Genomic DNA, 18270 nt, shown 5'->3' with positions numbered 1-18270 from the left:
GTCCGTTTGTCCCGCGTCCGAGGTCTGCTCGCCGATACCCGTCCGTTGCGCGTACCCGCCTACCGGCGGCTGTGGTGGACCAACATCATCACCCTCATCGGTGCGCAGTTGACCGTCGTCGCGGTGCCCGCGCAGATCTACGGCATCACCGGCAGTTCGGCCTGGGTCGGGCTCACCGGCCTGTTCGGACTCGTGCCGCTGATCGTCTTCGGGTTGTACGGCGGCGCGCTCGCCGACGCGATGGACCGGCGCACGCTCCTGAGCATCACGACACTCGGGCTCATCGCCACGAGCGCGCTGTTCTTCGTGCAGGCCGCCCTCGGCCTCCACAACGTCTGGCTGATCCTCGGACTGTTCGCGGTGCAGCAGGCGTTCTTCGCGGTCAACCAGCCGACCCGGTCGGCGATCTACCCCCGCCTCGTGCCGCTCGACCAACTCCCCGCGGCCAACTCGCTCAACATGACCGTCATGCAGTTCGGTGCGATCGCCGGCCCGCTGGTGGGTGGCGTGCTCATCCCGATCCTCGGCTACTCCTGGCTCTACCTCGTCGACACGATCACCTTGTTCGCCACGCTGTGGGCGGTCGTCGGTCTACCGGCGATGCCGCCGATGGGGGAGGTGCGCAAGGCCGGATTCCGTTCGGTGATGGAGGGATTCGCCTACCTGCGCTCGCACCACGTGCTGCTCATGTCGTTCGTCGTCGACATCATCGCGATGGTCTTCGGCATGCCGCGGGCGTTGTTCCCGCAGATCGCTCACCTCGACTTCGGCGGGCCGGACGGCGGCGGGCTCGCATTCGCGCTGCTGTTCGCCGCGATCCCGGCGGGCGCCGTGCTCGGCGGTGTGCTGTCGGGCTGGGTCTCCCGGGTCGAGCGACAGGGTCTCGCCGTCGTCGTGTCGATCATCGCGTGGGGTGCCGCGATCGTCGTCTTCGGTGTCGCGGTCGGGTTCGGGCACGGGCGCGCCGGGGCCGCGCTCGTCGTCGCCGTGATCGCGTTGATGGTCGCCGGCGCCGCCGACATGGCATCGGCGGCGTTCCGCACCACGATGTTGCAGGAGGCGGCGACCGACGACGTCCGCGGACGCCTGCAAGGCGTCTTCACCGTGGTCGTGGCCGGCGGCCCGCGGGTCGCCGATGTGGCGCACGGCGCCGCGGCGGTCACCCTCGGCACCGCCTGGACGGCGGCCGGCGGCGGCCTCCTGGTGATCGTCCTGGTCGTCGTGGCGGCGCTCGCCGTGCCGGTGTTCGTGCGCTATCGCGTGCAGCGTGGTCTGAGCGTGAAGAACGGCTGACCCGCCGCCGGGGTCAACCGTTCCTCGACATCACTGGTCGATGTCGACGCTGGGGCGGCCTCGCGCGGGTCAGCGCACGGTCTCACGGTGCCTGAGCCGATCTTCTTCTGCATAGCCTCGGTGCCTGACTTCGTCGGCATCTTCTGGCCGTCGTCCGACTTCATGACCGCCCAATTCGTGCCCTTGACGTAGTAGATGGTCGTCGCGCTGGCGCTGCTCGCCGTCAGGGCCTTCATTGCCCCCGCGACCTGGTCGGCCGATGTGGTGCGGAAGCCGATGAACTCGGACTTGCCGTCGCCGCTGCACTTGACGGCGGAGACCATGCCTGCTGCCCCGCCGTTCTTGCCGGCCGGCTTGGCGGTCGCCGTTGTGCAGCCCGCCTTCTTCATGACCGCGACGAGTCCGGCGTCGTCGACATTCTCACCTGTCGCCGCCGGACGTCGAGTCCGCGGACGTCGTGCTCGACGTGGACGAGCGCACCGAACTCGACGTGCTGTGCACACTCGACGAGCTCGCGGGCGGCGGCGTCGCGCTGCTGGACGAGCTGGTCGTGGAGTCGGAGGACTTGGTCGCGGTGCTGTCCGATCCACAGGCGGCGAGACCCGTGATCGCGAGGGCGGCAATTGTCATCCTCAGGGTTCGCTTTATGTTTCGACCATTGCACAGAGGGTGCGCCGACGACCAGGCGGGGCTGGACGTGGCCCCCGCGGTGGTCGTCCCCGTCCGTCAAGGTGATCCACGACGTCGCGGTCGTCCCTATAACGCCTGCTCTGCATCCGCGGTAGGTTCTCGCGCATCCTGACCGACAGTCACGCTTTGTACCTGCGATGCTGTGGGGCTGTCCGGGGCCGATGAAGTCTCACCAAGTTGTCCGGTTCCTGCAGCGTTGTCGACGCGAGCAGTCACCGCATTTGCGACCGCGAGAGCCGCCACCATGAGGACGAACCAGCCGAACCTGGCAGCGAACCGGTAGCGAAGGAATTGCTGTGCGGTCATGAGCCAAACGATAGACACCAATCCGAGGTATTGGAGCGTGCGGCGGAGAACGTCGCCCACACCGTGATCCTCCCAGGGTCAACACACTCTCATGCCGCTGAGGGTGCATCCGAATCTGTCGAGATGAAGACAGTCATGGCACGGATAAATTGACTTGCTCCGCCGTCGGTGTCGTGCCAGCGTCTGCGCGTGACGAGAATTAGAACCAGCCCTTGGCCGAAGACCGTCGACGGTGTGCTGCTGCGGGATCCGACGCCTGCCGACGTGGACGTGATCGCGACCTTTCGCAACCTTCCGGATGTCAACCGTTGGCTCATCGTCACCCACGAGTCAACCGACGAGCTACGTCGCCGCTGGTTATCAGTGACGAGCAGCGACACGGACTTCTCCTGCATCGCCGAGATCAACGGCGAGCTCGCAGGTATCGGATTTCTCGAGATCGAGGACGGCTCGGGCCAGCCCGGCAAGCCCCGGGGGACGGACGCAGGCATTGGCTACATCGTTCGACCCGGCCACCAAGGAGGGGGTGTGGGCTCGGCGATCGCGCTGGGGATCACGCAGGCGGCTTTTGTCGACCTGGGTCTACGTCGAGTAACGGCCGGGTGCTTCGCTGACAACGCTGCCTCGTGGCGCATTCTGGAAAAGGCAGGTCTGGAGCGGGAGCAGCACGGCCGCGGCGACTCCTGGCATGCCGAACTTGGATGGATCGACGGGTACACCTACAGCGCCCTCGCCGAGGACTGGCTAGCTGAACACGCCCACTAGGCAGCGGCCCGTAACGCACGCTCATGCCGCGTGGGCGCGTCAGAATCTGTCGAAGAGAGAGCGTCCAGTCTCCGGACGAGCACCACGCGAATATCTGCGACAACGAGCTTCCCGGGGTGGATGGAGTCGTCGCGCTCGTGAAGGAGTGAAGGTGCACCCCGGGCTTACTGCTGGTAGCCGGTGGGTCGCGGGTGGGCCAGGGCGGCGGACAGGTCATCCTCATTTCCCGGCCGGTCGGACCTGAAGCGCCCTGGGTTCCGTTCCGTGGTTAGACGGTCGCGGGCGCGGTCGTCGTGGAGTGAGTGTAGGACGCTTCGACTTCGGCCGGGGTGCGATAGTCGAGTGCTTCGTGCAGGCGCTTCGTGTTCCACCAGGTGACCCAGTCCAGAGTGGCGATCTCGACGGCGGTCGCTGAGGGCCAGGTGCGGCGTCGGTGGATGAGCTCGGCTTTGTAGAGGCCGTTGACGGTCTCAGCCAGGGCGTTGTCGTAGCTGTCTCCGACGGATCCGACCGAGGCCTGGACTCCGGCGGTGATCAGCGCATCGGAGTAGGCCAGCGAGACGTAGTTGCTGCCCCTATCGCTGTGATGGATCAGCCCAGTCCGAGACGCTTCTGCCGGGGAGGTCTGGAGGGCCTGCTCGAGAGCCTGCAGTGGCAGTGCCTCAGTGCGGAGGCTGGTGGCCACTGCCCAGCCGACGATCCTTCGCGTGAAAACGTCTGTGATGAACGCGGTGTAGCAGAACCTGGACGGGATCCGGACGTAGGTGATGTCAGCGACCCAGAGCTGATTCGGTCCGGCAGCCGTGAAGTTCCGCTCGACCAGATCAGGACGACGGTCCAGGCCACCAGCAGGGCTCGTCGTGAACACCTTTCGACCACGGCGTATCCCGCACAGACCAGCAGCTTTCATCAGCCGAGCGGTCTGGTCGCGGCCGACTTCCCATCCGGCACGGCGCATCGCGTGATGCATCTTCCGATACCCGTAGACGCCGTAGTTCTCGGCATGAATCCGACGGATCTCTTCGACGAGCACCTCGTCACGGACCGCTCTGGCCGATGCCGGGCGCTGCTTCGCGGCACGGTAGCCGCGAGAGGTGAGGAACCCACGTTCCGTCGCGCCCAGGACGCGGCAGATGGCCTCGACCCCGAAGTGATCGCGATGCCTATCGATGAAGGCGATCATTTCGTCGTGGGGTGGTCGAGTTCCCTGGCGAAAAACACGGAGGCGGCCTTGAGGATCTCGTTGGCCCGCCGGGACTCGGCGAGCTCTCGACGCAGTCTGCGGTTCTCCTCCTCGAGAGACTCCGCGGGGCCGGCCGAGGGCTCGGCTGGCCCGTAGCGGTTGCACCAGATCCTCAGCGTCTCCATGCCAACGCCGAGTTGGGGCGCGACAGCTCGGATCGACTCCGATCGTGGGCCACCTTCGAGTGCCTGGCGGTCGTAGACCATGCGCACGGCACGGTCACGCAGCTCCGGACTGAACTTCTTGGGCATACTCCGATTCTCCTTGCTGAGACTCGGAACGGAACCCAGGGCGCTTCAGCCCGCCTGGAGCGAGTATGTCTCATCCAAGGAGGCGGCGGTGACCCCACCTGCGGGACCGGGGCAAGAGGCAGTCGTGCGCAGTCACTATCTGCGCGCGCAGGGCGCCGATGTCGCCTATGTTGATGTGTGGGGGAAACGTTCAAACGGCATAACGCTTAAACTTCTGAACAGGTGGTGTAGGTTCCGGCGCTTCTTAGCATCGGAGTTGCCCGGTAGGGCGGGGTTGGACAAGATGCTGGGACGCTTTTCGTCCCACTAACTTGTCCGAATCCTCACGTTGGTGGCGGGTCCGAAGCGGCGGGACGGTTGCAGGCCTCCGCGATGAGCGTCTCGATCGCCGCCCAGGCTTGGTGTTCGCGTTCCGGGTCATACGACTCTGGGGAAGACGGCGCGGCGCGGTCGCGGTCGATGTACGCCCCGCTCGATGCGGCGGTCGCGCCGCTGGCCGCGTCGGCCAGGAGTCGCCCGGCTCTCGCGGGCGATGTCGCTAGAGGCGTGAGGGTAAGCGCCGGCATGACCCGGCGCATAGCGAACCGGGAGAGCGCATCCGCATCGCGGGCAAGGTCGGTGCCGGGCACGAAGCCTGGGTTGAAGGCTAGGACAGTGGGACCGTCCGGAAACCGGCGAGCGTGCTCGTGGACGAGGTGGATCGCCGCGAGCTTGCTTGTCGAGTAGGCGGTGCGCCCAGCCCTGACGCTGCCGGCGTTGGGGAAGGCCCCCACGCGGGCGAGCGTCTCGACCGGCCGCCACCGTGGACCCGAGACCATACCCAGGTTGTGCCTCAGGTCGCCAAAGTGCGTGTCGCTGACGGTCACCACCACTCGTGCCTGCGATGTCAGATGCGCCCGGAGCCCGCTCAGCAGGAGGTGGTTGGCCAGGACGTTCACCGCGAACGTCTCCTCGAGCCCGTCGACCGTCTCGGTCAGCGCGGTCGTGTGCTGCACCCCCGCGTTGCAGACCAGTGTCCGGATCGGCGGGATCCGGCCGGAGCGCACCGCGTCAGCCGCCTCATCAGCGGCCTGGGCGACGCTGCGCATGGACGACAGGTCGACCCGGATCACCGAGACGTCCACCCCAGTGGCCCGCAGCTCGTCGACCAGCCCCACCGGGGTTCGCCGGTTCAGCAGGACCATGTGCGTATGTGAGGGGTGAATGGCCAGGTACTGGGCAGCGAATCGGCCGATCCCGCGGCTGGCGCCGGTGATCACGACGGAACTCATGAGACTCCTTCAAGGTCGAGCGAGCAAGTAGGGCGGGCACCCCCCCTCGCACTCTAGGCCAATACGAAATGAAGCGACTTCGTATCGTCTCGGTAGGGTCAACGCATGACCGAGCCGACCACGCCGCGAGACACCCGCCGGACCCCGGGGCGCCCCACCGACGCGAGCTTGCGCCCACTGATCGTGGACACCGTCCTGGAAGAGCTCGCCGAGACCGGGTACGCGCGCCTGACCCTCGCAGCGGTCGCAGCGCGCGCCGGGGTGTCCACGGCGACCATCCATCGTCGCTGGGCCACCAAGCGCGAGCTGATCCTGACCGTGGCCGAGCACCTCGCCGACACCGAAGCGCCCGACACCGACACCGGCTCGCTCGAGGGCGACCTGCGAGAGCTGGTCGAGGCGAAGCGTCGACTGTTCTCCGGAAAGGTCGGGGCCGCGTTCGTTGCTCTCGTCGGAGAGGCGCCCCACGACCCCGACCTCGCGGCCGCACTACGTCAGAGCGTCGTGCACCCCACCCGCGATCACCTCGCCGCCATCGTGGGCCGTGCGACAGATCGCGGAGAGGACGCCACGGGTGTCGACGTCGACGCGGTAGCCGGGACCGTGCTCGGCCTGATCGTCGCGAATGTCGCACTCAACTCCCGCGAGAACGGCGAGGGTGACGCAGGCGACCCCAGCGGCATCCTGTCGACCCACGACGAGGCAATCATCGCCAGAGCTCTCCAGCCACCCACAGTGCTGGAGGGGCAGGACTGACGCGGAAGGCTGAACTGCGCCCGTGCGGGCTTCGCGAAGATTGCTCGCTCCGAACCTGGTTGCCGACTGTGCCCTGCCTGACCAGGCCCGCGCGGACGAGCGCCTCGAAACCCCGGCCGACCGTGGGCCACTTGGCCAGCATCGGCCTCGGCAAGAGAGGTGACCACTTCGTCACCTTCACCGCTGATGTACCGCAGTGTGATCGAGCCCACGTCCTCAGCGTGCAGGCGTGGTCAGTTTTTTTGGGACGTGCGCAAGTACGTGGGACCCAAGTGGGACAAGTGCAAGTTATCTGGGATTCCACAGTGGTGGGCCACGAAAACGTGGTCCCGCGGGCGGGAATGATCCGCGGGGGCCTCAAGTTGAGTCATGTAGACGCAAGATTTGTCAGGCGCGACTTGACAGGCCGCTCGGCCAGGAGTTGAGTCGGACACAGTCAAGGCGACTCGTGCGCGCTCGTCCGGGCGCGTCGCGAGCACGCAGAACGACCTCTACACAAGGAGAACATCACCATGGCTCGTGCGGTAGGTATCGACCTCGGCACCACCAACTCGGCCGTTGCCGTCCTCGAGGGCAACGACCCGGAGATCATCGCGAACGCCGAGGGTGGCCGCACCACGCCGTCCGTCGTGGCGTTCGCCAAGAACGGCGACGTCCTCGTCGGCGAGATCGCCAAGCGACAGGCGGTGACCAACGTCGACCGCACCATCCGTTCGGTCAAGCGCCACATGGGCACCGACTGGACCACCGAGATCGACGGCAAGAAGTACACGCCGCAGGAGATCTCGGCCCGCATCCTGATGAAGCTCAAGCGCGACGCCGAGTCCTACCTCGGCGAGAAGGTCACCGACGCGGTCATCACCGTGCCGGCGTACTTCGACGACGCCGAGCGTCAGGCCACCAAGGAGGCCGGTGAGATCGCAGGCCTCAACGTGCTGCGCATCGTCAACGAGCCGACCGCGGCTGCTCTCGCCTACGGCCTCGACAAGGGCAAGGAAGACGAGCTCATCCTCGTCTTCGACCTCGGTGGTGGCACCTTCGACGTCTCGCTGCTCGAGGTCGGGAAGGACCCCGAGGACGGCTTCAGCACCATCCAGGTGCGCGCCACCAGCGGTGACAACAAGCTCGGTGGTGACGACTGGGACGAGCGCATCGTCAACCACCTGCTCACCTCGGTGAAGAACCAGACCGGTGTCGATCTGTCCAAGGACAAGATCGCCATGCAGCGTCTGCGCGACGCCGCGGAGCAGGCGAAGAAGGAACTGTCGTCCTCCACGTCCACCAACATCTCGCTGCAGTACCTCAGCATGGGTGAGAACGGCCCGATCCACCTGGACGAGTCGCTGTCCCGTGCGCAGTTCGAGCAGATGACCAAGGACCTCCTGGAGCGCACCAAGACCCCGTTCCAGAACGTCATCAAGGACGCCGGCATCTCCGTGGGCGACATCGACCACGTCGTGCTGGTCGGTGGTTCGACCCGTATGCCGGCCGTGGCCGAGGTCGTCAAGGAGCTCACCGGCGGTAAGGAGCCCAACAAGAGCGTCAACCCCGACGAGGTCGTCGCCGTCGGCGCCGCCCTGCAGGCCGGTGTGCTCAAGGGCGAGCGCAAGGATGTCCTGCTGATCGACGTCACCCCGCTGTCTCTGGGTATCGAGACCAAGGGTGGCCTGTTCACCAAGCTGATCGAGCGCAACTCCGCGATTCCGACCAAGCGCACCGAGGTGTTCTCGACGGCCGAGGACAACCAGCCGTCCGTCGACATCCAGGTGTTCCAGGGCGAGCGTGAGATGGCGAAGATGAACAAGCCGCTCGGCAACTTCGAGCTCTCCGGCATTGCCCCGGCCCCCCGTGGCATCCCGCAGATCGAGGTCACCTTCGACATCGACGCCAACGGCATCGTGCACGTCTCGGCCAAGGACCGCGGCACCGGCAAGGAGGCCTCGATCCAGATCACCGGTGGTTCGGCCCTCCCCAAGGAGGACATCGACCGCATGATCAAGGAGGCCGAGGAGCACGCCGCCGAGGACGCCAAGCGTCGCGAGGCCACCGAGGCGCGAAACACCGCCGAGAACCTCGTCTACTCGACCGAGAAGTTCCTCACCGACAACGGTGACAAGATCCCGGCCGACACCAAGTCGGAGGTCGAGACCGCGACGCAGGAGCTCAAGGACGCGCTGAAGGACGAGAACACCTCGCCGGAGGACATCTCGGCCAAGACCAAGAACCTCTCGGACGTCTCGCAGAAGATGGGTGCGGCGATGTACGCGGCCCAGGGCGAGGGTGCCGAGGGTGAGGCCCCGCAGGCCGACACCACCGCCGGTGGCGACGACGTGGTCGACGCCGAGGTTGTCGACGACGACGAGTCGGACGCCAAGTGACCGACGAGCAGGTGGGCTCCTCGCAGGAGGAGCCCACCGGCCCGGTCGTCCGTGACAAGCGCAGAATCGACCCTGAGACGGGCGACCTGCGCAGCGCGGACGCCAAGCAGCAGGAGGAGAACATCGTGAGTGACCAGAACTCCGGCTCGCAGTCCGAGCCGGTCGTCGAGGCCGACGGTGGCGACAGCGCCTTCGGCGGCGGGGTCGGCGACGAGCTGCCCGGCCGTGAAGCCGAGCAGAGTGCCGAGCAGGGCGCCCGCACCGGCGTCGACGAAGGGGCGAGCTCCGACGTCAACACCGAGGCCGTCAACGACGACGCCCAGCCGGTGGCCGACGCGCCGACCGCAGGGTCCGATGTCCACCCGGACACCGCGCTCGCGGCGGAGCGACTGGCCGATCTGCAGCGACTGCAGGCCGAGTACGTCAACTACAAGCGGCGCGTCGACCGCGACCGGGAACAGTTACGCAACAACGCTCTTGCCGGGTTCGTCGAGTCGCTGCTGCCGGTGCTCGACGAGATCCACCTGGCTCGTCAGCACGGTGATCTGGCCGAAGGCACCCCCTTCGCGAAGATCGCCGAGAAGCTCGACGGCATTCTCGGCAAGTACGGCCTGTCCAGCTTCGGCGAAGCCGGTGACGCCTTCGACCCGATGCACCACGAGGCCTTGATGCACGTCGAGGCCGAGGTGCCCGAGGGCAGCGAGGGCACCACCGTCGTGCAGGTCATGCAGCCCGGTTACAAGGTCGGCGAGCGCGTCGTCCGTCCGGCCCGTGTGGCGGTCGCCGACCCTCAGTGATTCCGTTCCCGTCGTGGGCCACGCGGCAGGGAGCGCACCCCACCCGTGGCCCACGACGCAGGACAAGGAGACAGCATGGCGAGTCAGGACTGGCTGGAGAAGGACTTCTACAAGATCCTCGGTGTGTCGCAGGACGCCTCCGACGCCGAGATCAAGAAGGCCTATCGCAAGCTCGCCCGGCAGTACCACCCCGACAAGAACCCGGGTGACACTGCCGCGGAGCAGAAGTTCAAGGACATCGGCGAGGCCCACTCGGTGCTCGGCGACAAGGACAAGCGCGCGGAGTACGACAACATCCGCGCGATGGTCGGCGGCGGTGCCCGGTTCACCGCCGGAGGCCCCGGCGCCGGCGCCGGCGCGGCCGGTTTCGAAGACCTCTTCGGTTCGATGTTCGGTGGCGGCGGAGCCGGTGGGTTCTCCAGCGGCGGCGGCCAGAGCATCAACCTCGACGACATCCTCGGCCAGTTCGGCGCACAGGCCGGACGCGGCGGCGGGTTCCCCGGGGGCGGTTACGGCGCTCCCGCCAAGGGCCGTGACGTGCGCGCCCGCATCACCCTGAGTTTCCGCCAGGCGGTCGAGGGCGACACCGTCACCCTCACCACCGGCGACGGCAGCACCGTGAAGACCCGCATTCCCGCGGGTGTGAAGGACGGTCAGACGATCCGGCTCGCCGGCAAGGGATCACCCGGCCCCGGCGGCAACGGCGACCTCCTGCTCGAGGTCTCGGTCGCGCCCCACCCCGTCTTCGGACGCGAGGGCAACGACCTCACCGTCGACCTGCCGGTCACCTTCGCCGAAGCCGTGCTCGGTGCCACCGTGTCGGTGCCGACGCTCGACGGGTCGACCGTCAAGGTGAAGATCCCCCCGGGCACCCAGGCCGGACGCGTTCTACGCGTCAAGGGGCGCGGCGTGCCCGCGAAGTCGGGCACCGGCAACCTGCTGGCGAAGGTGCAGATCGTCGTGCCCACCGACCTGTCGGACGAGGACAAGGAAACCTTGGCCCGCATTGCCGAGCAACGGGGCGGTGACCCCCGCGCCGACCTGATCCGCAAGGCAGCGCAATGAGCGCCGAGCGGAGCACCAGCCGCGCCGACCGCGCCTATCGAGCGGGCACGTCGAGCAGGTCGGGCATGCCCGGCCCCGAAACACCGGTCTACGTGATCTCGGTGGCGGCCCAGTTGGCCGGCATGCACGCGCAGACGCTGCGGCAGTACGACCGGCTCGGCATCGTCACGCCGTCGCGCACCAGCGGCGGCGGACGCCGCTACAGCTACCGCGACATCGAGATGCTGCGCGAGGTGCAGCGGCTCTCCCAGGAAGAAGGCGTCAGCCTCGCCGGCATCTCCCGCATCATGGAGCTCGAGTCGCAGGTCGACGCCCTCCGCTCGCGGGTCGCCGAGCTGCAGGAACAGCTCGAATATGCCTCGGGCGCCCGGGTTTTCGCTGCCGGTCCTGACGGCCAGATCGTCGCCCTACGGCCGGGTGAGCGGGCTCGCCGCCGCGCCCCGGGCACCTCGCTGGTGGTCTGGCGCCCGCAGCGCTGATTGGTCCACGCCGGGCGTAGTAAAGGGTTTCGGTCGCTATGGCGACCGAAACCCTTTACTACCGTTGTAGAGGTCAGCGCGGGAAGTTGCGCAGGTTGGACCGTGCCATCGACACCGCCTCGCCCGCACCTCCGTTGAGCACGATCTTGCTCATCGCGGTGGCGAAGCCGAATACCTGCGACGAGGTGATCTTCGGCGGGATGGACAGTGCGAGCGGGTCGGTCACGATGTCGACCAGGGCGGGCCCGTTGTGCTCGAACGCGGCTCGATACGCGGCCTCGAGGTCGGCCGGGTCTTCCACGCGGATCGCCTTGAACCCCAACGCCTGTGCGACCGCCGCGTAATTGACCGCGGGCACGTCGACCCCGAAGTCGGGCAGCTTGTCGACGAGCATCTCCAGCTTCACCATGCCGAGCGTCGAGTTGTTGAAGACCACCACATTGACCGGCAGGTTGTACGCCGCGACGGTCAGCAGTTCGCCGAGGAGCATGCCGAGTCCGCCGTCGCCCGACATCGAGATGACCTGACGACCACGGTCGGCGAACTGGGCGCCGATTGCGTGCGGCAGCGCGTTGGCCATCGAGCCGTGCAGGAACGACCCGATGATGCGGCGCGACCCGAGCGGGTTGATGTAGCGGGCGCTCCACACGTTGCACATGCCGGTGTCGGCTGTGAACACCGCGTTGTCGGCCGCCACCTCGTCGAGCACCGACGCCGCGTACTCCGGGTGGATCGGGGTGAACTTCTCAACCTTGCGGGTGTAAGCGCCGACCGCGTTGTTCATGAGCTTATCGTGCCGCTTGAGCGTCTTCTCCAGGAACTTGCGGTTCTTCTTGCGCTGCACCAGCGGGATGAGCATCCGCAAGGTCGCACCCACGTCGCCGTGCACCGGGATGTCGACGCTGGTGCGGCGTCCGATCACCGAGGCGTCGCGGTCGACCTGCGCCGTGGTGACGTCGGGCAGGAACTGGTCGTAAGGGAAGTCGGTGCCGAGCATGAGCAGCAGGTCGGCGTCCTCCATGCCGTCGGCGGCGGCGCCGTAGCCGAGCAGGCCGGTCATGCCGACGTCGTAGGGGTTGTCGTACTGGATGTGCTCCTTGCCCCGCAGCGAGTGGCCGACCGGCGCCCCGACGAGGTCGGCGAGTTCGACGACCGCGTCGTGCTCGCCGGCGATGCCGGCGCCCACGAACAACGCCACCTTGTCGGCGGAGTTGATGGCGTCGGCCAGCTTGCGCACGGTCTCGGCGGACGGTGTGACCACGCCGCGCTGTACCGGCACGTAGCGCGGCGCCTGCGCGGTGGCCTCCTCGTCGGCGATGTCGCCGGGCAGCGTGATCACCGCGACGCCCGGCGCGGTGACGGCGTGCCGGATCGCGGCGGCGACGACGCGCGGCGCCTGGGTGGGGGTGGAGATCATCTCGGAGTAGACCGAGCACTCGGTGAAGATGCGATCGGGGTGGGTCTCCTGGAAGTAGCCCTGCCCGATCTGGGAGCTGGGGATGTGGCTGGCGATCGCGATGACCGGTGCACCCGATCGGTTGGCGTCGTACAGGCCGTTGATGAGGTGCAGGTTGCCCGGGCCGCACGATCCGGCGCAGGCCACCAGTTCACCGGTCAGCTGTGCGTCGGCAGCGGCCGCGAATGCGGCCGCCTCCTCGTGGCGTACATGGATCCAGTCGATGCCCCCCTTCGCCGAACCGCCGGTGCGGCGGATCGCATCGACGACGGGGTTGAGGCTGTCGCCGACGATTCCGTAGATGCGGCGGACGCCGGCTTCGTTGAGTTGGGCGACGAGTTGCTCTGCGACGTTTGTCATGGTCCCAGTCAACGCCTCGCAATGTCGTCGGTGTGGGCCGGGGCCGTGGTCAATCGGAACATGCTCGGAAAAAGTCCGTGTGCGCACACCCCGAGAGGTGCGCGCACACGGGTATACGGACGGTGCGAGTCAGACGACCGACGAAAGCAGCTGCAGGCTCTCCTGGAGATCTGCCTCCGGCACCAGCGGGAAGCTGATCTTTTGCAGCAGTTCCTTGTCGGTGACCTTGCTCCAGTCGTAGGTCAACGAGACCTGGGTCTCCCGCTGACCGTTCGGCTCCAACTCCCAGACCCACTCCCAGCCCTTCGGCTCGGTGCCGGCCGGTGCGGTCTGCCACGCCACCAGCTTGTCCTTGACGTAGCCGGTCACGTGGTTGTCGGTCTTGTACTCGCCGCCCATGTGGTCGCCCTCCATGTTCATGGTGAACACCTGGCCGGTGGCCGTGATGCGGTCGCCCTGGTCCTCGCTGCGGACGAAGCCGGAGCCGTCGAACTCGCGGTGTCGCTTGGGGTTGGTGAGCACCTCGAAGACGGCATCGGCCGGCGCCTCGATCGTGCGGGTCACGGTGATCTTCTTCTCGTGGTTCTGGTTCATGACTCCATGGTGTCCGCCCGCGGACCGCCAGGCGGTCGAGCGGCCCGCCCAATCCGAAATTCACCCCGTGGGCAGATGGTGGCTGCGGCTGCGCTCCCACTCCCGGTGCACCCGCAACGCGTCCCCGCTGTCGGTGCGCGCCAGCCGTTTCATGCCGTCGGCAGGGTGCACCGGGGTCGGCCACTTCGGCGACAGCGAGTCACCCTCGCGCACTCCGCGCATGCGCCGACGGAACAAGGGGATCACCTCGTGCCGCACCCACGCGGCCTCGGCCCGCGCCGCCTCGCGCATCGGCCGACGCTCCCACGGTGGGAACTCCGGCACCTTGAGCGTGTGCGGGATGCCGAGGGTCTTCAGCACTTCGGCGGCGAGCACCTTGTGTCCGTGGCGCGACATGTGGATGCGGTCGGGTGCCCACATCCGTCGGTCACGGAAGACCGACAGTCGGGTGTGGTCGACCAGGATCGCGTTGTAGGCGACCGAGAGCTCGCGAACCACGTTGTTGTAGAAGACGATTCGGCGCCGCACCGGTTCGAGCACCGGCGACGTCGTGGAGTCGAAGGTGGTGAACAGCACGAGGTCGGGCACCCCGGCCGCGAGTTCGCGCAGCGCCGCCTCGTACCGCTCCATCACCGAGTTCATGTCGACCCGGACCGACAGGATGTCGTTGCCGCCGGCGTAGAACGACGCGAGCGTCGGTCGCAGGTCGAGCGCCGGGGCGAGTTGCTCGGCGACGATCTCGTCGAGCAACTTGCTGCGGATCGCGAGGTTGGCGTACTCCCAGCGTTCGTCGGCGCGGCCCAACTGCCGTGCCATCCGGTCGGCCCAACCGCGAACACCGTTGGGGTAGAGCAGATTCGGGTCACCGACACCCTCGGTGAACGAATCTCCGATCGCTACGAATCGCCCTGCCATCGGTGGGCACGGTAGGGCGTCGAATCGACCGGCCACCGACGGGCGGGTAACGGCCGGGCGAACTTGTCGAGGCCTCGGTGCGCCGCGCCGGTCGGTGGCACCGGCGATGGCACCCTTGGGTCGTGACCGAGTACCTGCTTGTCTTTCCCGAACGCGACGACGCCGAAGAGGTGGCGGAGGAACTGCGTGAGGAGGAGTTCGACGAGGTGCGGGTGGTGCGCGAGGCACTCGCCGGCGAGGACGACTCGGAAGACCACGACTGGGCGGTGTACGTGCGCGTCGACACCCTCGACGATCCGACCTCGGCCGTCGCCAAGGCGCTCGTCGAACGCTTCGAGGCCGTCACCGCCGATCGCGACGGCTGGCTCGACGATGACGTCAGCGGTATCGATCAGGCCCGCTGACCGCTCGCGGTGATGCGGCCGGCCACACTGCGTGCAGCAGGCGTGAGCTCCGGGTCGTAGCACCACGCCACCCCGGCGTCGTCGATCAGCGACGCGGCGCCGGCGTCGTCGAGCACCAGCGAGTGGTCGAGCAGGTCACGCAGCGGCCCCTCTGCGCCCGGTGATCCACCGGGCGTCGACGAGCCCCGCTCGGGGAGGTCGCTCTCGTGGCACAGCACGACCAGTTGCACCGACAGCGCGAACAGCCACGGCACACATTCGGTGATGCGCGCCTGCGCCCGGGCGTCGTACGCGTGCGGCCAGTGGCCCAGCACGACGAGGTGGCGGGCGCCGTCCCGCACATCCTGCAGCGCACCGGACACCCCCGACTCGATCGCCATCTTCGCCAGATCGCACAGGTGGGCGAGCTCGTCGACGAACGCCGAGAGTTCACCCGGGCTCGCATGGCGGGTGATGTCGGCCGCGATCGGGGCGCCGAGGGTGCCCATCCCGGACGACAGCGAACCGTCGAGATCGACCAGTTGCACGTCGAAACCGCCGGGGCTCGTCAGCGCCATCATCCGCGCGATCAGACCGTGCACCCAGGCGACACCGGACGGCGCGCGGTCGCTGCCCTCGGCCCAGATCAGCGGGCGTCCGGCCCACCCGTGCGCCATCGGCACGTTCAGCCGTTCACCCTCGGGTGGGTAGAGGCTGCCGAGGCGGATCACCTCGGCGGTGAGGTCGTGGGTGTCGATGCCGCGGTCGGGCGCGCCGTCGACAGCCGGGAGGCCGGTCAGGCGGTCCCAGTCGAAGGAATCGAGCCGGGCCAGTGGCAGCGGCATCGCGAGCTCCTCCGCCACGAGTTCATCGCGCAGCGACGCCGCCTCCGTGGCGTATCGGGCGTCGGCCTGCGCCATCAGTGCGGAGTACTCGTGCCGCGCGCCCGGCAACCCGGAGTCGGGGGAGTTGCGGGCGATCTCGTCGGTCTCGAGCAGCTTGTTCTGGGCGTAGCCGACCGCCGTCAGGTGGGCCAGGCGCGCCTGGCTGATGTCGCGGCGCAGGCTGCGGATCGCGCGCAGCGCCCCGGCCACGGTGTCGTCGTCGGGGCCGGGCGTGAGGGGAGTGGACGGGTGGTCCATCGAGTGGCTCGGGGCGAAGCCCGGCGACTGCCCGGGGGCGGTAGCCGGTGGTGGTGCTGTAGGGGTTGTCGGTGCAGCAGCCGGGGTCGGCTCGGGAGCCTCCACGGCGATACCGTGAGCGCCGAGCCCCGCCGCCAGACCGTCCTTCCAGCCCTGCCCGACGGCGCGCACCTTCCAGCCACCGGCGCGCCGGTAGAGGTCGAACCAGATGAGGCAGCGCTCACCGTCGAGCCGGTGCGGCGCATATTGCGCCGCCGCGTTGGTGCCGCGCACGGTGGCGACCACCGCGCCGTCGGCGAGGGGTGGCTGGTCGTCGTCGACGCTCACCAACACCCGCACCACCTCGATCTCCGGCGGCACCGCGGCGGTGTCGATGCGCAGCCGCTGCTCGTCGTCCGACAGTGCCTCCCAGGAGACACCGCCGGCCGCCGGGGCGTTGTAGAACACGAGGTCCTCGTCGTCGCGCACCTTGCCGTCGGCGCCGAGCAGCAGCGCCGACGCGTCGGCCCGGCCGCGCAGATACACGGTGGCCACCTGGTCGGGCCACGGGATGTTCTGTCCCGCAACGAGATCGGTCGGGTCTGTCGGTTCGCTCGGATCTGTCATCGCGCGAAGCGGTTCATCATCGGGAAGAGCTCCTGCGGCACGCGTGCCTGTGCGGCCTCCCCGATCGCCTCCATCCGCCAGCCGGCGTCGGTGCGCCGCAGGGCCGCCATCACCATGCCGGTCGTCGCGTCGCCGCCGGAGAGTTGGTAGCGCACCAGTTCACCCGCGCGGCCCGCCTCGTCGATGAGCCGGCAGAACGCGTTCTGCACCATCTGGAAGGTGTGGCCCTCGTAGGACGTCACGACCAGCACCACCGAGGTGACGTGCACCGGCACCCGCGGCAGGTCGATCATGATGACCTCGTCGTCGCCGTCGCCTGCTCCGGTGCGGTTGTCGCCGGCGTGACGCACCGAGCCGTCCGCCGACATCAGCCGGTTGTAGAACACCAGGTCGACGATGTCGTTGCCCGCCAACAGGATTGCCGATGCGTCGAGGTCGATCTCGGCGGTGCGACGCGACAACAGGCCACCACGCTGCACCGGATCCCAGCCGAGCCCCATCCGCACCAGCGACAGGCTGCTGCCGTCGTCCTTGCGCAGGTTGACCGACTGCCCCTTGCTCAGGTTGACCGGGCGGCCCCGGGTCAGCGAGGAGTTGTCGGCCGGCGGCGGGGCGGCCGGCCCGGGGGCGTACGGGTCGTGCGGGTGAGCAGGCGCGGGTGGCGGCGGTGTTTGAGGACGATGCAACTCCGGTGGTGTGGTGCGCGGCCGGCCCGACAGGCCGGACTGGACCGGTGCGGGCGGCATGCCGGCAGGCGCGGTGGGTGCGGACGGTGGCACCGGTGCCGGCTGGGGCGAGGGTGCTGCCTGTGCTGTCTGTGGTGCCGCCTGGTGGGCGGGGGGTGTCGGCTGGTGTGCCGGGGCAGTGGGTGCCGCAGCCGTGGGTGTTGGAGCCGCGGGCGCGGGTTCGTCGGCGACGTCGACGCCGTGGTCGCGCAGCAGGTCGGCGAGCCCGCCGCCGTAGCCCTGGCCGACCGCGCGGATCTTCCAGGCCGTGTCGCGACGGTAGAACTCCACCGCGACGACGATCGCCTCGGTGGTCAGTCCGTCGAGGGTCGCCTGCGCGACGGGGGTGCCGTCGGCCGACGACACCCGGGCGACCGGTGCGGTCGGGAGCGACCCGAAGGTGCGGCCGGCCTCGTCGAGCGAGGTGACGACCCGCACCTTCGCGATCTCGGCGGGCACCGCCGCCAGGTCGAGGTGCAACTGCCACGGCTGCCCAGCGGACGGCGGCACGCAACGCACGCCGGGACCCTCGGGCTGGTTGTAGAACACGATGTCGGAGTCGCCGCGCACCTTGGCGTCGGCGGTCAACAGCAGCGCCGACAGGTCGGCGGCCGCGGGCAGTTCGACCGTCGCGGTCAGCCGGGTGGAGGCGAGCGGGGCGTTCTGCCCGCGCGCCAGTTCAACAGCAGTCATCCGAAATCTCCTCCGCTCGCGGTGTCCCGCGACAACTCTACGGAGGGCTGACGTGCGATCCGGTCGGTGCGCTCCCACGCGTCCGGCCGCTTCCGCGATCCG

General features: G+C 68.3%; 17 protein-coding genes. 9 read left to right on the top strand and 8 right to left on the bottom strand.

Translation table 11 applies throughout. From position 1 onward, the window contains the following. Window positions 1-6 precede the first annotated feature (6 nt). Window positions 7-1293 carry an MFS transporter gene (locus DFJ65_RS00385; protein ID WP_115924019.1) on the top strand — a complete coding sequence of 429 codons (1287 nt, stop codon included), beginning with the start codon at window positions 7-9 and terminating at the stop codon, window positions 1291-1293. Here the strand turns inward: DFJ65_RS00385 and DFJ65_RS00380 are convergent. Beyond that, a complete protein-coding gene (locus DFJ65_RS00380) occupies window positions 1254-1682 on the bottom strand; it encodes a hypothetical protein (RefSeq protein ID WP_115921294.1) in 429 nt (142 codons plus the stop codon). The two genes, DFJ65_RS00385 and DFJ65_RS00380, sit on opposite strands and share 40 nt — an antisense overlap. 68 nt (window positions 1683-1750) lie before the next feature. Here DFJ65_RS00380 and DFJ65_RS00375 point away from each other — a divergent pair, with 68 nt between their 5' ends. Both DFJ65_RS00375 and DFJ65_RS00370 read left to right on the top strand, forming a co-directional pair. After that, window positions 1751-2095, top strand: a complete 345-nt coding sequence (locus DFJ65_RS00375) for a hypothetical protein (protein ID WP_115921293.1) — start codon at window positions 1751-1753, stop codon at window positions 2093-2095. Between the two features lie 428 nt (window positions 2096-2523). Continuing rightward, window positions 2524-3054, top strand: coding sequence for a GNAT family N-acetyltransferase (locus DFJ65_RS00370; RefSeq protein WP_245949897.1), 531 nt, complete (start codon window positions 2524-2526; stop codon window positions 3052-3054). A 268-nt stretch (window positions 3055-3322) separates the two neighbouring features. On the opposite strand, the gene DFJ65_RS00365 is transcribed toward DFJ65_RS00370, so the two are convergent. After that, window positions 3323-4548 (bottom strand): IS3 family transposase gene (locus tag DFJ65_RS00365; RefSeq protein WP_245949895.1). Its coding sequence is split into 2 segments (ribosomal slippage): window positions 3323-4263 and window positions 4263-4548, totalling 1227 coding nucleotides; the frame shifts between segments, so codons are not numbered across the junction. 323 nt (window positions 4549-4871) lie between these two features. Beyond that, window positions 4872-5819 carry an SDR family NAD(P)-dependent oxidoreductase gene (locus tag DFJ65_RS00360; protein WP_115921292.1) on the bottom strand — a complete coding sequence of 316 codons (948 nt, stop codon included), beginning with the start codon at window positions 5817-5819 and terminating at the stop codon, window positions 4872-4874. Window positions 5820-5924: 105 nt separating this feature from the next. On the opposite strand from DFJ65_RS00360, the gene DFJ65_RS00355 reads away from it, so the two are divergent. The 5 genes from DFJ65_RS00355 (at window position 5925) to DFJ65_RS00335 (ending at window position 11294) form a co-directional block, all read left to right on the top strand. Next, on the top strand, window positions 5925-6575 hold the full coding sequence (locus DFJ65_RS00355) for a TetR/AcrR family transcriptional regulator (protein WP_115921291.1): 651 nt from the start codon (window positions 5925-5927) through the stop codon (window positions 6573-6575). 512 nt (window positions 6576-7087) lie between these two features. Then, window positions 7088-8953: a molecular chaperone DnaK gene (gene dnaK, locus DFJ65_RS00350; RefSeq protein ID WP_115921290.1), complete on the top strand. Its 1866-nt coding sequence runs from the start codon at window positions 7088-7090 to the stop codon at window positions 8951-8953. Then, entirely contained in the window at window positions 8950-9750 is an 801-nt protein-coding gene (locus DFJ65_RS00345) for a nucleotide exchange factor GrpE (RefSeq protein WP_245949893.1), read from the top strand. The genes dnaK and DFJ65_RS00345 overlap by 4 nt, the downstream gene beginning before the upstream one ends. Before the next feature lie 75 nt (window positions 9751-9825). Continuing rightward, complete coding sequence (locus tag DFJ65_RS00340; RefSeq protein WP_115921289.1) at window positions 9826-10815, top strand: DnaJ C-terminal domain-containing protein; 990 nt, start codon at window positions 9826-9828, stop codon at window positions 10813-10815. Between the two features lie 65 nt (window positions 10816-10880). Beyond that, entirely contained in the window at window positions 10881-11294 is a 414-nt protein-coding gene (locus DFJ65_RS00335; RefSeq protein WP_115924016.1) for a heat shock protein transcriptional repressor HspR, read from the top strand. A gap of 73 nt (window positions 11295-11367) precedes the next feature. On the opposite strand, the gene DFJ65_RS00330 is transcribed toward DFJ65_RS00335, so the two are convergent. The 3 genes from DFJ65_RS00330 to DFJ65_RS00320 all read right to left on the bottom strand — a co-directional run bounded on the left by DFJ65_RS00330 (window position 11368) and on the right by DFJ65_RS00320 (window position 14619). Continuing rightward, on the bottom strand, window positions 11368-13110 hold the full coding sequence (locus DFJ65_RS00330) for a pyruvate dehydrogenase (protein WP_115921288.1): 1743 nt from the start codon (window positions 13108-13110) through the stop codon (window positions 11368-11370). A 129-nt stretch (window positions 13111-13239) separates the two neighbouring features. Beyond that, window positions 13240-13704, bottom strand: coding sequence for an SRPBCC family protein (locus DFJ65_RS00325; protein WP_115921287.1), 465 nt, complete (start codon window positions 13702-13704; stop codon window positions 13240-13242). Window positions 13705-13764: 60 nt separating this feature from the next. Next, on the bottom strand, window positions 13765-14619 hold the full coding sequence (locus tag DFJ65_RS00320; protein ID WP_115921286.1) for an SGNH/GDSL hydrolase family protein: 855 nt from the start codon (window positions 14617-14619) through the stop codon (window positions 13765-13767). A 122-nt stretch (window positions 14620-14741) separates the two neighbouring features. Between DFJ65_RS00320 and DFJ65_RS00315 the strand changes: the two genes are divergently transcribed. Then, entirely contained in the window at window positions 14742-15023 is a 282-nt protein-coding gene (locus DFJ65_RS00315) for a hypothetical protein (protein WP_115921285.1), read from the top strand. Here DFJ65_RS00315 and DFJ65_RS00310 read toward each other — a convergent pair. Then, window positions 15011-16750: a TerD family protein gene (locus DFJ65_RS00310; RefSeq protein WP_115921284.1), complete on the bottom strand. Its 1740-nt coding sequence runs from the start codon at window positions 16748-16750 to the stop codon at window positions 15011-15013. The two genes, DFJ65_RS00315 and DFJ65_RS00310, sit on opposite strands and share 13 nt — an antisense overlap. After that, window positions 16747-18168: a TerD family protein gene (locus DFJ65_RS00305; protein ID WP_115921283.1), complete on the bottom strand. Its 1422-nt coding sequence runs from the start codon at window positions 18166-18168 to the stop codon at window positions 16747-16749. The genes DFJ65_RS00310 and DFJ65_RS00305 overlap by 4 nt, the downstream gene beginning before the upstream one ends. Window positions 18169-18270: the final 102 nt, after the last annotated feature.

It is taken from the genome of Calidifontibacter indicus, from assembly GCF_003386865.1.
GTDB lineage: Bacteria > Actinomycetota > Actinomycetes > Actinomycetales > Dermatophilaceae > Yimella > Yimella indica.
This window is presented reverse-complemented; position numbering and strand designations above follow the sequence as displayed.

Excerpts from the sequence above, each read along its gene's own strand:
- DFJ65_RS00380 (WP_115921294.1), bottom strand. The coding sequence starts at position 1,682 with ATGAAGAAGGCGGGCTGCACAACGGCGACCGCCAAGCCGGCCGGCAAG.
- DFJ65_RS00360 (WP_115921292.1), bottom strand. The coding sequence starts at position 5,819 with ATGAGTTCCGTCGTGATCACCGGCGCCAGCCGCGGGATCGGCCGATTC.
- DFJ65_RS00355 (WP_115921291.1), top strand. The coding sequence starts at position 5,925 with ATGACCGAGCCGACCACGCCGCGAGACACCCGCCGGACCCCGGGGCGC.
- dnaK (WP_115921290.1), top strand. The coding sequence starts at position 7,088 with ATGGCTCGTGCGGTAGGTATCGACCTCGGCACCACCAACTCGGCCGTT.
- DFJ65_RS00340 (WP_115921289.1), top strand. The coding sequence starts at position 9,826 with ATGGCGAGTCAGGACTGGCTGGAGAAGGACTTCTACAAGATCCTCGGT.
- DFJ65_RS00335 (WP_115924016.1), top strand. The coding sequence starts at position 10,881 with ATGCCCGGCCCCGAAACACCGGTCTACGTGATCTCGGTGGCGGCCCAG.
- DFJ65_RS00330 (WP_115921288.1), bottom strand. The coding sequence starts at position 13,110 with ATGACAAACGTCGCAGAGCAACTCGTCGCCCAACTCAACGAAGCCGGC.
- DFJ65_RS00325 (WP_115921287.1), bottom strand. The coding sequence starts at position 13,704 with ATGAACCAGAACCACGAGAAGAAGATCACCGTGACCCGCACGATCGAG.
- DFJ65_RS00320 (WP_115921286.1), bottom strand. The coding sequence starts at position 14,619 with ATGGCAGGGCGATTCGTAGCGATCGGAGATTCGTTCACCGAGGGTGTC.
- DFJ65_RS00310 (WP_115921284.1), bottom strand. The coding sequence starts at position 16,750 with ATGACAGATCCGAGCGAACCGACAGACCCGACCGATCTCGTTGCGGGA.
- DFJ65_RS00305 (WP_115921283.1), bottom strand. The coding sequence starts at position 18,168 with ATGACTGCTGTTGAACTGGCGCGCGGGCAGAACGCCCCGCTCGCCTCC.